The organism is Streptosporangium sp. NPDC048047 (assembly GCF_040653115.1).
Taxonomy (GTDB): domain Bacteria; phylum Actinomycetota; class Actinomycetes; order Streptosporangiales; family Streptosporangiaceae; genus Streptosporangium.
Genome location: NZ_JBEZNH010000027.1, coordinates 35,177 through 50,110, shown reverse-complemented (window position 1 = coordinate 50,110; position 14,934 = coordinate 35,177). Strand labels below are relative to the sequence as shown.

At 74.0% G+C, this 14,934-nt stretch carries 13 protein-coding genes and 1 pseudogene; 6 read left to right on the top strand and 8 right to left on the bottom strand.

What is annotated here, in order from left to right:
* Positions 1 to 94 precede the first annotated feature (94 nt).
* The gene (locus AB0D67_RS22795) at positions 95 to 655 is read right to left on the bottom strand and encodes a hypothetical protein (RefSeq protein WP_362939056.1); all 561 of its coding nucleotides are present in this window, start codon (positions 653 to 655) and stop codon (positions 95 to 97) included.
* Positions 656 to 832: 177 nt separating this feature from the next.
* On the opposite strand from AB0D67_RS22795, the gene AB0D67_RS22790 reads away from it, so the two are divergent.
* The 3 genes from AB0D67_RS22790 to AB0D67_RS22780 all read left to right on the top strand — a co-directional run bounded on the left by AB0D67_RS22790 (position 833) and on the right by AB0D67_RS22780 (position 3,035).
* Positions 833 to 1,126 (top strand): hypothetical protein, encoded by a 294-nt coding sequence (locus AB0D67_RS22790; protein ID WP_362939053.1) that lies wholly within the window; start codon positions 833 to 835, stop codon positions 1,124 to 1,126.
* On the top strand, positions 1,126 to 2,238 hold the full coding sequence (locus AB0D67_RS22785; RefSeq protein WP_362939049.1) for a transglycosylase SLT domain-containing protein: 1,113 nt from the start codon (positions 1,126 to 1,128) through the stop codon (positions 2,236 to 2,238). The genes AB0D67_RS22790 and AB0D67_RS22785 overlap by 1 nt, the downstream gene beginning before the upstream one ends.
* Before the next feature lie 155 nt (positions 2,239 to 2,393).
* A complete protein-coding gene (locus AB0D67_RS22780; protein WP_362939046.1) occupies positions 2,394 to 3,035 on the top strand; it encodes an MBL fold metallo-hydrolase in 642 nt (213 codons plus the stop codon).
* 170 nt (positions 3,036 to 3,205) lie between these two features.
* Here the strand turns inward: AB0D67_RS22780 and mnmA are convergent, their stop codons facing one another.
* On the bottom strand, positions 3,206 to 4,276 hold the full coding sequence (gene mnmA, locus AB0D67_RS22775) for a tRNA 2-thiouridine(34) synthase MnmA (protein ID WP_362939043.1): 1,071 nt from the start codon (positions 4,274 to 4,276) through the stop codon (positions 3,206 to 3,208).
* A gap of 165 nt (positions 4,277 to 4,441) precedes the next feature.
* Positions 4,442 to 5,605 (bottom strand): cysteine desulfurase family protein, encoded by a 1,164-nt coding sequence (locus AB0D67_RS22770; RefSeq protein WP_362939040.1) that lies wholly within the window; start codon positions 5,603 to 5,605, stop codon positions 4,442 to 4,444.
* 175 nt (positions 5,606 to 5,780) lie between these two features.
* Between AB0D67_RS22770 and AB0D67_RS22765 the strand changes: the two genes are divergently transcribed.
* From AB0D67_RS22765 to AB0D67_RS22755, 3 genes are all read left to right on the top strand, one after another.
* The gene (locus AB0D67_RS22765) at positions 5,781 to 6,287 is read left to right on the top strand and encodes a TetR/AcrR family transcriptional regulator (protein WP_362939037.1); all 507 of its coding nucleotides are present in this window, start codon (positions 5,781 to 5,783) and stop codon (positions 6,285 to 6,287) included.
* A 142-nt stretch (positions 6,288 to 6,429) separates the two neighbouring features.
* Positions 6,430 to 7,626 carry an MFS transporter gene (locus tag AB0D67_RS22760; protein WP_362939034.1) on the top strand — a complete coding sequence of 399 codons (1,197 nt, stop codon included), beginning with the start codon at positions 6,430 to 6,432 and terminating at the stop codon, positions 7,624 to 7,626.
* A gap of 151 nt (positions 7,627 to 7,777) precedes the next feature.
* Positions 7,778 to 8,107 (top strand): helix-turn-helix transcriptional regulator, encoded by a 330-nt coding sequence (locus tag AB0D67_RS22755; protein ID WP_362939031.1) that lies wholly within the window; start codon positions 7,778 to 7,780, stop codon positions 8,105 to 8,107.
* Between the two features lie 103 nt (positions 8,108 to 8,210).
* On the opposite strand, the gene AB0D67_RS22750 is transcribed toward AB0D67_RS22755, so the two are convergent.
* The 5 genes and pseudogenes from AB0D67_RS22750 to AB0D67_RS22730 all read right to left on the bottom strand — a co-directional run.
* Positions 8,211 to 9,164, bottom strand: a complete 954-nt coding sequence (locus AB0D67_RS22750; protein ID WP_362939028.1) for an electron transfer flavoprotein subunit alpha/FixB family protein — start codon at positions 9,162 to 9,164, stop codon at positions 8,211 to 8,213.
* 19 nt (positions 9,165 to 9,183) lie between these two features.
* Complete coding sequence (locus AB0D67_RS22745) at positions 9,184 to 9,963, bottom strand: electron transfer flavoprotein subunit beta/FixA family protein (protein WP_362939025.1); 780 nt, start codon at positions 9,961 to 9,963, stop codon at positions 9,184 to 9,186.
* A 449-nt stretch (positions 9,964 to 10,412) separates the two neighbouring features.
* Entirely contained in the window at positions 10,413 to 11,885 is a 1,473-nt protein-coding gene (locus AB0D67_RS22740; protein ID WP_362939022.1) for a serine/threonine-protein kinase, read from the bottom strand.
* Between the two features lie 50 nt (positions 11,886 to 11,935).
* Positions 11,936 to 13,900, bottom strand: coding sequence for a serine/threonine-protein kinase (locus AB0D67_RS22735; protein WP_362939019.1), 1,965 nt, complete (start codon positions 13,898 to 13,900; stop codon positions 11,936 to 11,938).
* Positions 13,897 to 14,934, bottom strand: a pseudogene (locus AB0D67_RS22730) (hypothetical protein); the annotation flags it as partial. The gene AB0D67_RS22735 and the pseudogene AB0D67_RS22730, both read right to left, overlap by 4 nt.

Below are 14,934 nucleotides of genomic sequence, written 5' to 3'. Positions count from 1 at the left end.
TCTGGCCGGACCCGCTGCCGGGACGCCGCGGGACCGCTAGGGCCGCGGCGGGACCCCGGGCTGGATCACACGCCGCCGGCGGGCCGGAGGGCGGTCAGGAGTCCCCGTCCCGCTCGGCGGCGGCGGCCCGCCGCATCTCGTCGAGGACGGCGAACTCCTCGGGTGTGAGGTCGGGGGAGACACTCAGGCTCCCCGCGGACGTCTCCAGCACCAGGGGCTCGGCGCGGGTCCCGGCGGCGTCGGGGACGAGCGTGAGCAGAGGCGCCGAGGACGGCCCCAGGGCGCGCAGCGCGCGGTCCGCCTCGGCGTCCCCGACCTCGGGGCAGCGGTACTCGTGGGCGGCGGCGTGCCCGCACAGCCCGGGGTCGGGCAGCAGGCCGTGTTCCCGCAGGTAGTACGTCACCGCGTCCGTCCAGACCCAGCGCCCGTCCGTGCGGACGTCGCGCGGCACCGCCTCCCCGCGGGAGGGGTCCAGCCGGTCGGGGTCGCGGCCCCGCTCGTGCGCGATCACCCGACCGCCGTCGAGGTAGGCCGCCAGCAGTTCCCGCTCGGCAAGGTCCTGCGCGCGGGGGTGACCGGGATCGAAGAACGGCCGCCCGCTGCCGGGCTCGACGCCGTCGAACACTCGGGCGATCGAGATCGTGTTCTCACTCATACGGGAGCCCTCATCGACGAACCGGGAATGAAGCGGTGACGGACCCATCCTGCCGGAACGCGGACGGCCGCCGTCAGGCCGGGCGGCGCTTCCCATGACACCGCCCCCGGAAGATCCATGTCCCCTATGATCGGTATTCGGTGGCTTTGTTCCTACACGGGAGGGGGGCCGGGCTCGGTGGCCGACGTCGACATCCATTTCCAGGCGCTCGATCAGTGCCGCACGACCGCGAGGACGCTGGCCGGGAAGTTCGAGGAGATCGGCGACAAGTACCCGGCCAAGACGGCCGACTCCTCCGTCTTCGGCAAGCTGACCGACTCCTCCGGTCTCGCCACGGCCCTCGACACCGTCGAGAAGACGCTCGACGACCAGCTCGGCCGTGTCGCCAAGAAGCTCAGGCTCGTGGAGCGGGCCCTCGACCAGGTGCAGGACAACGTGCGCGGCGCGAACCGGGCCGGAGGCGGTCACTGATGGGCTCGGAACAGGTCCGCCAGCTCCCCGGCGGCGGCACACTGGCCGGCTACCTGGACAAGGTCAGCGGCGACCCCGAGTCGATCCGCGCCGTCGCGAAACGCTGGCGCGGCGCCGCCGGGAAGACGAACGAACACCTCGGCGCCCTCGGCGCCGCCGTACAGAACGTGGACGACGCCTGGCAGGGCGCCTCCGCCGACAACTTCGCCACCTACATGAGCAAGTACGGCAGAGCGGGCGAGGAACTGGACATCGCGGTGTCGAGCTGCGCGAACTCCCTGGACGACGCCGCCGGCGCGCTGGAGGACGCGAAGGCGAAGATCGGCAGGATCGCCGACACGCTCCTGACCGACGTGTCCGCCTACCGCAACAGCAGCCGCGGCGACACCCCGCGGGAAACCTCGGCGACCATCTCGCAGATGGCCTCCTCCGCCGCCGAGAAGGCCAAGCCCCACGTCGACGAGGCCGACAAAGCCGTCAGCAAGGCCATGAAGGAGATCAACAAGTATCTCGGCGAGCGGAAGATCACCTTCACCTCGATCGACGACCCCGGCGACCAGCCGTTCGTGCCCGGAGCCGGCCACACCGTGAGCTGGGAGCGGACCGTCGGCTACCACCCCGCGGGAGGACCGGGCGGGGGCGGCCCCGGAGGCGGTTCCGGCGGCGACGGAGCCGGCGGCAACGGGTCCGGCGGCGGCTTCGGCGGCTACGGGCCCAGCGGCCCGCCCCCGCCCGGCGGCGGTCCCGCCCCCGAGGGCAGGGTCAAGGAGTGGATCGACCAGGCGATCGAGATCCTCAAGGAGCAGGGCGTCCCGGTCGGCAAGATGAACCCCAACGACATCTGGATGATCATTCAGCACGAGTCGGGCGGGAACCCGCACGCGATCAACAACTGGGACTCCAACGCGGCCGCCGGACATCCGTCCAAGGGGCTGATGCAGACCATCGACCCGACCTTCAACTCCTACAAGCTGCCGGGCCACGGCGACATCTACAACCCGGTGGACAACATCATCGCCGGGGTCCGCTACGCCGTCAGCCGGTACGGGTCGGTCTCCAACGTGCCCGGCGTGGTCGGCAGCAAGACCGGCAGCGGCTACGTCGGCTACTGACCGCCCCACGGCCCGCGTACACGGCGGCGCTCTCGCCCGCGTGCCCGGCCGGCGCGCGCCGTCAGCGTGCCCGCCGTACCCGGGAGCCGATGGACGCGGGCGATCCGGTGGGCGCGGGCGGGCGGCGTCCCGGGGCCCGTGGCTAGGCTGGGACGATGAAGCTGACGAAGTTCGGGCACGCGTGCGTCCGTCTGGAGAAGGACGGCTCGGTCCTGGTCATCGACCCGGGCACCCTCAGCGAGGAGTCCGCGCTGGAGGGCGCGCGCGCCGTGCTCATCACCCACGAGCACTTCGACCACCTCGACGCCGAGCGGCTGCGCCGGGCGGCCGAGGCCGACCCGTCGCTGGAGATCTGGACGAACGAGGCGGTGGCCGCCACACTGACCGGCCTCCCCGCCGAGGTCCGGACCGTACGGCACGGCGACGCGTTCGACACGGCCGGTTTCGGAGTGAAGGCGGTCGGCGAGTGGCACGCCCCCAACCACCCCGACATCCCGGCCGTGCACAACGTCGGGTTCCTGGTCGACGAGGAGGTCTTCTACCCGGGTGACGCGTTCACCCCGCCCGGCACGGAGGTGCCCACCCTCCTGGTGCCGACCAACGCGCCCTGGATGAGGATGGCGGAGGCGATCGAGTATCTGCGCCGTGTCCGTCCGGCCCGCGCCTTCTCCACCCACGACGGCCTGCTCAACGACGTCGGGCTCCGCCTGGTCGACGGCTGGCTCGAACGGGAGAGCGAGGAGCAGAAGGCCGAGATACGCCGCCTCACGCCGGGCGAGTCCGTCACCCTGCCCTGAGCCGTTCCCCGGCCCGAAGGCCGGAGCGCCGGCCCGCGCTCCGGTGGACGGGCGCCCCTGGAGGGCGGTCCGTCACGTCATCGGGGAAACGGCCCCCGTGGCCGGACGGGCCCGCCGTGCGCCGCGGGCGCGGGCCCGCCCCGGCGGGACGGGCCCGCCGGCGCGGACGGTCACGCGGCGGTGGCGATGGTGGCCGAGCCGATCACGGTGTCGCCCACGTAGAGCACCGCTGCCTGGCCCGCCGCGACCCCGGTGGCCGGGGAGTCGAGCGTGATGTGCACCTCGTCGCCGGAGAGCTGGGCACGGCAGCCGTACACCTCGCCGTGCGCGCGGAGCTGGACGGTGCAGGCCAGCGGCTCGCACGGCTCGGCGACCGGGCCGTTCCAGACCGGCCGGACGGCCACGATGGCGGTGACCTCCAGGGCTGAGCGGGGGCCGACCGTGACGGTGTTGGAGACCGGCTCGATGGACAGCACGTAGCGCGGCCGGCCGTCGGGGGCCGGGCGGTCGACGCGCAGGCCCTTGCGCTGGCCGACGGTGAAACCGTACGCGCCCTCGTGGGTGCCGACGACCTCGCCCGAGACGTCGACGATCGGGCCGGGGGCCGCGCCGAGGCGGTCGGCGAGGAAGCCCCGGGTGTCGCCGTCGGCGATGAAGCAGATGTCGTGGCTGTCGGGCTTGTCGGCCACGGTGAGCCCGCGCCGGGCGGCCTCCTCGCGGACCTGCGCCTTGGTGGAGTCGCCCAGCGGGAAGATCGCGTGCCTGAGCTGGTCCCTGGTGAGGACGCCGAGGACGTAGGACTGGTCCTTGGCCGCGTCGGGGCTGCGGCTCAGCACGCCGTCGGCGAGCCGGGCGTGGTGGCCGGTGGCCACCGCGTCGAAGCCGAGGGCGAGGGCCCGGGTGAGGACCGCCTCGAACTTGATCTTCTCGTTGCACCGCAGGCACGGGTTGGGCGTACGGCCGGCGGCGTACTCGCTGACGAAGTCCTCCACCACGTCGCGGTGGAAACGCTCGGCCATGTCCCAGATGTAGAAGGGGATGCCGATGACGTCGGCGGCCCGGCGGGCGTCACGGGAGTCCTCGACCGTGCAGCAGCCGCGGGCGCCGGTCCGGTAGGACTGCGGGTTGGCCGAGAGTGCCAGGTGCACCCCGGTGACGTCGTGGCCGGCCTCGGCGATGCGGGCGGCGGCCACGGCGGAGTCGACGCCGCCGGACATGGCGGCAAGCACGCGAAGTGTCATAGCCCCTTGAGCGTACCGTCGCGACGGGGTAAGCCGTCAGCTCGGGCCGCGTCGTGCCCCGGCGCGCGGGCGGCCACCGTACGGCCGCGCGGACGCCCCGGCTCCGGTACGGCCGGGCGGTCCCGGGTCCCGGGTCCCGGTCACCGTACGGCCGCGCGGCGCGGGTCAGCTCAGGCCGGCCCGGCGGGCGCGTTCGACGACCGTGCCGATGACGGCGGCCACCCGGTCCACGTCGTCCCGGGTCGAGGTGTGGCCCAGGGAGAAGCGGAGCGAGCCGCGCGCCCGTACCGCGTCGGCGCCCATGGCCAGCAGGACGTGGGAGGGCTGCGCCACCCCGGCGGAGCACGCCGAGCCGGTCGAGCACTCCACGCCCTTGGCGTCCAGGAGCATCAGCAGCGCGTCGCCCTCGCATCCGGGGAAGGAGAAGTGCGCGTTGCCGGGCAGCCGGTTCACCGGGTCGCCGTTGAGGATCACGTCGGGGACGGCCTCGCGGACCCGGCGGATCAGCTCGTCGCGGAGCGCGGTCAGCCTGGCCGCGGTCTCGGCCCGGCGGTCCACGGCGACCCGTACGGCCGCCGCGAACCCGGCGATCGCCGGGGTGTCGAGCGTGCCGGAGCGCACGTCGCGCTCCTGTCCGCCGCCGTGCAGCACCGGCACCGGGTCGACGCCCCGGGCCAGCAGCAGCGCGCCGGCGCCGATCGGGCCGCCGACCTTGTGGCCGGAGACGGTCATGGCGTCCACGCCGGAGGCGGCGAACTCGACCGGGAGCTGGCCGACGGCCTGCACCGCGTCGGTGTGGAAGGGGATGCCGTGGTCGTGGGCGACGGCGGCGAGCACGCGGACCGGCTGGACGGTGCCGACCTCGTTGTTGGCCCACATCACGCTCACCAGGGCGACGCTCTCCGGGTCGCGCTCGACGGCGTCGCGGAGGGTCTGCGGGTGCACCCGGCCGAGCTCGTCCACCTCCAGCAGCTCCACCTTCGCGTCCTGGTGGTCGCCCAGCCAGTGCGCGGGGTCGAGGGCCGCGTGGTGCTCGGCCGCACTCATCAGGATCCGGGTCGCGCCCCTGGCGCGGCGGGCCCAGTACAGGCCCTTGACGGCCAGGTTGTCGGCCTCGGTGCCGCCGGAGGTGAAGACCACCTCGCTCGGCCGGGCGTCCAGCGCTTCCGCGATGCTCTCCCGCGACTCCTCCACGACCCGGCGGGCCCGGCGGCCCGCGGCGTGCAGCGACGAGGCGTTGCCGACCACGCCGAGCTGGGCGGTCATCGCCTCGATCGCCTCGGGCAGCATCGGCGTGGTCGCCGCGTGATCGAGATAGGCAGACTCCACGACCGCACTTCCTTCCCCGGCCGCTTTCCTCCGGCCCTTCCAAGCGTATCCGCGCCCGGACGGACGCCGTCGCCGTGGTCCCGGGGGCGCCGGAGGCGCCGGGGCGGCGCGGATGTCACGCGCGTCACAGCCGCCGCGCTTGCTGCTGTACCGTCCGGACGGTACAGTAAATGTCATGCGACGAGAAGAGCTACTGGACGCGGCGGAGGACCTCCTCTGCGACCAGGGTTCCGCGGCCCTGACCCTGGCCGCCGTCGCGGAGCGGGCCGGATGCAGCAAGGGCGGCCTGCTCTACCACTTCAACTCCAAAGAAGCCCTGATCAAAGGCATGGTCGAGCGCCTCATCGAGGACTTCGACCAGCTCGTCGCCACCCAGGGCCACGACACCTACACCAAGAACTACCTGGCCGCCACGTTCGAGGCCGTGCGGACCGGCAGGCTGCGGCGCTGGGCCGTGGTCACCGGCGCGTCCGGCAACCTCTTCCTCCTCGCCCCGTTGCGCGAGGCGATGGCCAGGTGGCACCGCGAAGGGCTGGACGACGAGCCCGACCCGGCCGCCGCGCAGATCGTACGGCTCGCCTGCGAGGGGCTGTGGGACGTGGCCAGCCACGACCCCGCCCTGTACGACGACGAGCGCTACGACGAGCTGAAACGGCGCCTGCTGGCGCTGCTGCCCGCCTGAGCGAACCGCTCCCGCGGCCCCTGCGCGACCCCTCCGACCGATCGCACCCGCGGTCGTCTCCGCCCACGCGGAGGCGGCCCGCTCGTGCGTGCCCGATCGACGTTCAACGATTTTCGTTTGAGTTCATCTGAAGGAGCCAGTGATGACCCGCGCCCTGAGGACGGCCCGTACCGGTGCCGTTCTCACCTTCGTGCTCGCCGGACTGATGTGCGGATCGATGACCGTGCGCATCCCCGCGCTGTCCGACAAACTCGGCCTGTCCGAGGCGTCGGTCGGCGTGACGCTGCTGGTGTGGGGCCTCGGCGCCCTCGTCACCATGCAGTCCATGCGCCGGGTGATGACCCGCTTCGGCAGCCGGAGCGTACTGCGGGTCGGCGCCCCCCTCTGCGCGGCGACGCTCGCCCTGCTGGCGTTCGCGCCGACGTATCCTCTGCTGCTGGTGACCGCCGGGCTCTTCGGCATGGCGTTCGGCGCCGTGGACGTCGCGATGAACGCCCAGGGTTCGGCCGTCGAACGCACCTACGGACGTCCGCTGATGAACGGCATGCACGCCGGCTGGTGCGTCGGAGCGATCTCCGCCGGCCTGCTCGGCACCGCGGCCATCGCCGCGGGGCTGTCGTCCACGGCGCACCTGGCCATCGTCGCCCTGGTCTCGCTGCCCCTGCTGGTCGCCATCAGCCGCACCTACCTGCCCGATCCGGTCGTCACCGAGGACGGCCGGGCCGGGGCGCGCCGCCGGATGCCGCCGGTGGTCTACCTGCTCGGTGTGATCGCGTTCTGCGCCTTCATGGTGGAGGGCACGGTCGCCGACTGGAACGGCCTGTACCTGCGCGACGTGCTCGGCGCCCCCGAGGCGCTGGCCGCGCTGGGCTACCCGGTCCTGGAGGCCGGCATGCTGTTCGGCCGTCTGGGCGGCGACCGGATCCGGGCCCGCTTCGGCGCCCGCGGCATGCTCATGGTCTCCGGGCTGGTGACCGCCGCGATGTTCGCCGTCGTCCTCACCGCCTCGACGGCCATGGTCGCCATCGCCGTCATGTTCCTCGTGGGCATCGGGGTGGCGACGATCTCCCCGATGGCCCTGTCCCTGGCGGGCGGCGCCGTCGCCAACCCCGGTCCGGCCATCGCCCAGACCGGTGCGATGGGGTACGCGGGGCTGCTGCTCGGCCCGGTCGTCATCGGCTTCATCTCCGACGTCGCCACCCTGCGGGCCGCGCTCGGCATCGCCGTGGTGCTGGGCCTGCTGATCGCCGTGGCCGCGCGGTTCCTGCCGCGCGCCGGCACGCAGGCCCCCGCCGCCCCGGCCGAGACCCCCGGCCGCGAGCTCTCCATGGCCGCCTGACCGGCCACCACACCCGCCGTCCCGCACGCCTCGCCGTACGGGACGGCGATCCCGGAACCCGGGAAAGTCCGGCAGGACTCCTCCACTCCGCCGGAACTCCGGACAGGATATGAGTTGAGAGTTATATTTCTGGCATGATCTGGGACACCTCATGAGCCCCGCACGCCGCTGGCAGGAGGTCAAGGCCGAGGCTCACCGGCTGCACCCCGAGCTGGGCGATCCCGAACGGCAGGCGGCCGCCGAAGCCGCGCTCGACGCGTACGTGGCCGGTCATCACCTGAAGGAGCTCCGCCGGGCGCTGGGCAAGACCCAGGCCGAGGTCGCCACCACACTCGGCGTCTCCCAGTCGCGGGTCTCCCAGATCGAGAACGGCGGCATCGACACGATGGAACTGGAGACCCTCCGGGCCTACGCGGCGGCGCTGGGCGGGCATGTCGACGTGACGATCAGCGTCGGCCCGCACTCCGTCAAGGTCGCTTGAACAGAGCGGATCATCTGCGGCGCAGGGCCCGGAGGACGCGTGAGGGCGCCGCACGCGTGTGCGGCGCCCTCCTGCGTTCCGTGCCCGCCTCGCGGGCCGCGCGTCACTTGCGCTTGGCGATCTCCTCGGTCAGCTGCGGGACGATCTGGTGCAGGTCGCCCACGACACCGAAGTCCGCCAGCTCGAAGATCGGCGCCTCCGGGTCCTTGTTGATCGCGACGATCGTCTTGGCGGTCTGCATGCCGGCCCGGTGCTGGATGGCTCCGGAGATGCCCGCGGCGATGTAGAGCTGCGGCGAGACGGTCTTGCCGGTCTGGCCGACCTGGAACTGGTGGGGGTACCAGCCGGCGTCGGTGGCGGCGCGGGAGGCACCGACCGCCGCGCCGAGGGAGTCGGCGAGCTTCTCGATGATCGAGAAGTTCTCGGCCGAGCCCACGCCTCGCCCGCCGGAGACCACGATCGCGGCCTCGGTGAGCTCGGGACGGGCCCCCTTCTCCTCCTTGACGCGCTCGACGACCCGGACGGCCTTGGCCGCGTCGGAGACGGCCACCGAGACCCGCTCCTCGGCGCCCGCGCCCGCGGCGGCCTCGACCGGCGTGGAGTTGGGGCGGACGGCGATGATCGGGAGGCCCTTGGTCACCCGGGCCCGGACGTTGACGCCGCCGCCGAAGATCGAGTGCTCGGCGACCATGCCGTCCTGGATCCCGACGACGTCGGTGAGGATGCCGGCGTCGAGCTTGACGGCCAGGCGGGCCGCGATCTCCTTGGCCTCGGCCGTGGCGGCGACGAGCACCGCGGCGGCGGACTTCTCCGTGGCGAGCTGGGCCAGCAGCTCGGCCTTGGGCGCGACGACGTGGTCGGCGATGTCGGCCGAGTCGGCGACGTAGACCTTCTCGGCGCCGTACTCGGCCAGCCGGGCCTGGGCCTCGGCGGTGTATCCGGGGCCGGCCCAGACGGCCGACGGCGCGCCCAGCCTGCGGGCGAGCGTCAGCAGTTCGAGCGTGACCTTCTTGACCTGGCCCTCGACGTGCTCGACGAGAACGAGAATCTCAGACATTTCGGTTGACCCCCCGTCCTCAGACGAACTTCTTCGACGCGAGGAAGTCGGCGGTCTTCGCGCCGCCGTCGCCCTCGTCCTTGACGATGGTGCCGGCCGCGCGGGGCGGGGCGGCGGCGAAGTCGACGACCTCGCTCCAGGAGTTGGCCAGGCCCACCTGGGAGGCGTCGATCTCCGCGTCGGCGATGCCGAACGTGGTGACCGGCTTCTTCTTGGCGGCCATGATCCCCTTGAAGGAGGGGTAGCGCGGCTCGTTGATCTTCTCGACCACGGAGACCACGGCGGGCAGCGACGCCTCGACCCGGTCGTAGCCGTAGTCGGTGACGCGCTGGGCGGTGATGGTCTCGCCGTTCACCTCGACCTTGTTGGAGAAGGTGAGCTGCGGAACGCCGAGGCGCTCGGCCAGCATGGCGGCGAGGACGCCGGTGCGGGCGTCGGTCGACTCCGAGCCCAGCACGACCAGGTCGAAGCCGATCTTCCTGAGGGTCTGCGCCAGGGCGTAGGAGGTGCCCAGGGCGTCGGAGCCGTGCAGCGCGTCGTCCACCAGGTGGACCGCCTTGTCGGCGCCCATGGCCAGGGCCTTGCGGATGGTGTCGGTGGCCTTTCCGGGGCCCATGGTGAGGACGGTCACCTCACCGCCGTGGGCCTCCTTCAGGCGCAGCGCCTCCTCGACCGCGTATTCACACAGCTCGTTGATGACGCCGTCGGCGGCGTCGCGGTCGAGCGTCTTGTCATCGGACCTCAGCTTGCGCTCGGTCGCCGTGTCGGGGACCTGCTTCACGCAGACGACGATGTTCATGGCCGGTGGCCGACCTCCCGTGTTCGCGTACGCCACCGCGTCGTTGCGGTTGGCGCCGGATGTGCGGTACGCGCACGCGGGGCACGTGCACGTGATGCCAAGACTGCCAGGTGCCCAAGGGGGGCGTGACAGTGGGATGTCCGGTCCGGCGCGCGCCCGCCGGCTCCCGACATCATGTTACCCATCGGTAGCTTAGGTGCAAACCGCCAGGCAGTATGGCATCCATCCGGCGCTCCACCCCCGTTCCGACCGGTTCCCCCACCCTAACCGAACTATGTTCCACCCATGCGGGAGCCCCACCCGGGATTCGCCCGCGGCGAAAAGACGCCCCGCGGGCCCGGCGGGTGACGGCCCGTGAGGCGAACCGCCGGCGGTCTCCCGCTCCCCCGGAACCGGCGGGCTCAGGGCTCCCTGGGATCAAGGCTCCACGGGATCAGAACTCCACAGGATCAGGAGCCCAGGAGGATCGCCACCACGACGAAGACGACGGTTCCCAGGGCCAGCGCGAGGGTCAGGGGACTGAAGAACGCGCCGAGCACGGCCCACAGCGCGAGCGTCCCGGCGACGCAGCCCAGGTCGAGGATCGCCCGCCCGCGGTTCTTCCGGGCGAACATCGCGACCCCCGCGTCGACGGTCAGCGTCAGCGTGTACGCCGACAGCAGCAGCAGCGACACCTCGGGCAGCGGGTTCCGCGCCGTCGCCGCGGCCAGGCCGACCAGCAGCCCGGTGCCGATCACCCAGCGGCGGTGCAGCACGGCGCGACGGCGCTCGCGCAGCTCCTCCGGCGAGGGCCTGCCGGGTGGCCGCCTCCGCCCGGGACGCCACTCGCGGGTGACCAGGCCGTGCAGCCCGCTCCCACCCACACCGCCGGCCCCGGTCCCGGCCGCGCCGTCCCCCGGCTCGCGGAAGGCGACGCCGGTCTCCGCAGCCCGCGCCTCCGCGATCCGCGCCTCCGCGGCCCGTGCCTCCGCGACCCCGGCGGCGGGCCCGGCTACGGCGCTCCCCGCCCCACCGGATCCCCCGGTGCCGGCTCCCCCCGCGTCGTCGGCCGGCTCGGCCGTGGCGACGGCGGCGAGGAGCGGGCGGACCGACCGGGCGGCGCCGGCCTTCCCGGCGGGCAGCGCGGCCACCCGCGGCTCGGCTGAAAGGGCCGCCAGCAGCTCGGGCGCCGAGGGACGGGCGGACGGGTCGCGCCGCAGGCACGCGGCGAGCCGCGGCGCGAGCCAGCCGGGCACGCCCTCCAGGTCGGGATCGTGGTGGACGACGCGGTAGCCGACCGCCGAGGCCGGGCCGACGCCGTACGGCGGGCGGCCGGTCGCGGAGTGGGCCAGCGTCGCGCCGAGCGAGAACAGGTCGGCCGCGGGACCGGCGTCCGCGCCCTCCAGCACCTCGGGCGCGAGGTAGCCGGGTGTGCCCAGGACCGCGCCGGACACTGTGACCGAGACGGAGTCGAGCGCGCAGGCGATGCCGAAGTCGATCACCACCGGCTCGCCGTCGCTCAGGATCACGTTGGCCGGCTTGAGGTCGCGGTGGACGACGCCTGCGGCGTGGATCGCCACCAGCGCCCCGGCCAGGCCGCGCGCCAGCCGCGCCAGGCCGTCCCCCTCGACGGCCCCGGCCGCGATGACCGCGCTGAGCGGGCGGCCCTGCGCGTAACGGGTGACGAGGTAGGGGCGGGGGGCCGCCATGGAGGCGTCGAGCACCTCGGCGACGTACGGCCCCTGGACGCGCCGCATGGTCTCGACCTCGCGGGCCAGCCGGGCCAGGGCCGTCGCGTCGGCCGCGACGTGCGGGTGCAGGATCTTGACCGCGACCGTGCGCCCCTCGGGGTCCAGCGCGAGGTGGACCTCGCCGAAGCCGCCCGCGCCGAGCGTGGACAGCAGGCGGTAGGGGCCCAGGCTCTCGCCGTCCGGTGCTCCCATGCGAACTCCCTCCGGCCCTCACGTCCCCCCATCGTGCCCCAGGGGGACGATCACTTCCAGAAGGTGACGAAACCCAGACCCAGGCTGTTCAGCAGGTCGTCGACGAGACCGCCGACGAGGTCGAGGACGCCCATCTTCCCGCGGTTCACCTGGTTCTGCCATTCCAGCGTGAGCTGGTCGATGACCTGGGTCGGCGGCTTCCAGGGCGCGAAGGACGGGTGCATGGTGAACACGGCCATCACCGCGAAGAACGCCAGCGTGCCCAGGACGATCGTGGTCACCATCGCCGCACCGGGGCTGCGGATGGAGGCGGTGAGCGTGCGGGCGACGGCCTTGCGCGGCTTGCCCCCGCCGGGCAGCACGAACAGCCCGGCCACGAACCCCCCGGCGGCGTAGGCGGCGGCCGTGTTGGGCCCCAGGTTCGCGCCGAACCGCAGCGCGCCCCACACGCACATTCCGAACATCGCGGCCAGCGGGGTGGTGAGAACGGTGGCGAACACCGCCTTGACCAGCGCCCACGGCGTGCCCAGCACCGCCAGCAGCGGATCGGCGGCGCTGCCGCCGCGTACCGAGCGGCGCTCGGCGAGGTCCCCGAAGAGGTACTCGCCCACCCGCAGGCACAGCACCGCGACCAGCGCGACGGCGCTCACCATGACCGGGCGCACGCAGGCCAGCCCGACGAGGATCGTCAGCAGCAGCGCCGCGGCCAGCGGGTGGCCGGTGCGGTAGGGGGCGCGCTCCGGCGGCCGGGGCCGGGCCTCCGGCGGGGTGTGCGGCCGGGCCTGGGCCGGCGGGGCGTACGGCTGGGGCTGCCCGGTCGGCGGGGGCGGCGGGTAGCCGGCCACCCGCTGGTCGGGGTAGGGAGGCGGCGGGGACGCTCCCCGCCGCGTCGGGGCCGCGGCGTAGGGGGGCGGCGTGGCCGGCACGTACGGGGCGATCCCCTCGGGGGTCAGGCTCGGCTCGGGGCGGGCCGGCCGGCTCCGCCGTTCGGGCCTGGCGTACTCCACCGGCGGCAGCAGGTCCGCGTAGTCGTCCCCGCGCGGAAGCGTGCGGGTGCCGCTCGGCGGGGACCCCGGCCCGCCGGGCAGGGTCGAGGTGCCGTCGGTGTCCAGGACCCGGGTCCCGCCGTCGTCGAGGACGCGGGTGCCGTCGGCGTCGATGACGCGGGTGCCGCCGTCGGCGGGCGGCGGCGTCTCGTGCAGGACCGTGGTCGTGGGGTCGAGCTCGCGGGCCATCCGGAGGAGTTCCTGGGCACTCGGCCGGGCGTCCGCGTCGACCGCCAGCGCCCGGCGGAGCCAGCCGCGCAGCCAGGCGGGGGCCTGGTCGATGTTGGCCCGGCCCTCCATGATGTTGAAGCAGACGACCTCGAAACTGCCGGTGCCGAACGGCGGTTTGCCGGTCGCGGCGAAGAACACCGTCGAGGCCAGCGCGTGCACGTCGGCCGCCTGGGTGATCTCGGAGTCACGGATGATCTCCGGGGCGAGGTAGCCGGGCGTGCCGACGAACATGCCGGTCTGGGTCAGCCGGGTGGCGTTGACCAGGTGCGCGATGCCGAAGTCGATGACCAGCGGCTCACCGTCGACGATCATCACGTTGGCCGGCTTGAGGTCGCGGTGGACGACGTCGGCGGCGTGGATCGCCACCAGCGCCGCGCACAGGCCCCGGGCGAGCCTGATCACCCCGTCCGCGTCGAGCGGCCCGTCGGTGAGGACGATGTCCTCCAGCGTGCGGCCCGGCGCGAAGCGGGTGACGATGTAGGGCTGCCTGCCGGTCAGCTCGGCGTCGACGACCTCGGCGACCTGCGGGCTGCGCACCCGCCGCATGGTCTCGACCTCGCGGGTGAGGCGGTCGCGGGCCTTGAGGTCGGCGGCCACGTGGGGGTGGAGCACCTTGACCGCCACCTCGCGGCCGTCCTCGTCGAGCCCCAGGTGGACGACACCCATCCCGCCCTCGCCGATCTGCCTGAGCAGCCGGTAAGGGCCCAGCCGCTCGGGCGCCTGCGTCTCCCCCGTCATCGCCCCGCCCTCTCCCGTAGCTCGTCCAGTCTGCTCACCACCGTCTTGACACCGACCGGCGTCCACCTCGCCTCCCGTGCCCCGTCGCGCACGGTTCCGGCCGCCATGACGACCGCCAGCACCGCCGCCGCCCCCAGCGCCACGGCCGTGATCACGGCCGCGCCGCGCGAAGGCAGCAATGATGCCAGCGTACGTCGCATCTGGCGGCTGGGGCCCTCAACCCCCGGTCCCGCGCAGATCGCCCACAGCGCCACCGCCGCCCCCCAGCTCAGCGCGTTCGTCACCGGCATGCCTGTGACCAGCACGGTCAGCAGGAGCGTCACCGGCAGGCCGAGGATCAGCGCGTACGGCAGGAGCGCGATCGTGACGCCCACCGCCTTCAGCAGCGCGGCGGGGTCGCCGAGCACCCGCAGGACGTCGGCCGCCGCCGCGCCGGCCGGACGGCGGGCGGCGAGGCCGGGCTGGGCGATGTCGGCCGCGCGCAGCAGGATCACGGCGGGCACGACCACGACGGCGGCGAGGACCGGCGCCAGGACGGCCACCGCCGCGACGGCGACCAGCGCCATCGTCGCGGCGACGCCGTGCGCCCGGGAACGCTGCAACAGGTGACCCGCCTGAGCCCCGGGCGGCCGGGGGTGAGGGTAGGGGTAGGGCGGCGGCGCGGAGTGCCGGTCAGGCCGCAGGTTCGGTGTGTGCTCGAACGGGTCCGCCGGCGCGGGCCACCGGTCGCGCGGCCCCCCGGAGGGCACCGGCGGCGGGTACGGCGCCGCCGGGCGGGCGGTCCCGGGCCCCGAGCCGGGCCGGGCCTGGTGGTCGCGGGCGTACTCCTGCAACTCCTGGGGACGGACCCGCTGCGTCGGGATGTCGCCGTCCGGCACCCGCGGTGCGGGCCGCGACCGATCGGAGACACCGGGCCGGGCGCCGTCGCCCGACATGCCGGACCGCTCGGGTCCGGTCCACGCGCCCGGCCCGGACCCGCCCGGCCGCGACGTGCCGGGGGCGAGCATGCCCGGCCCCGACGCGCCCGGTGCGGG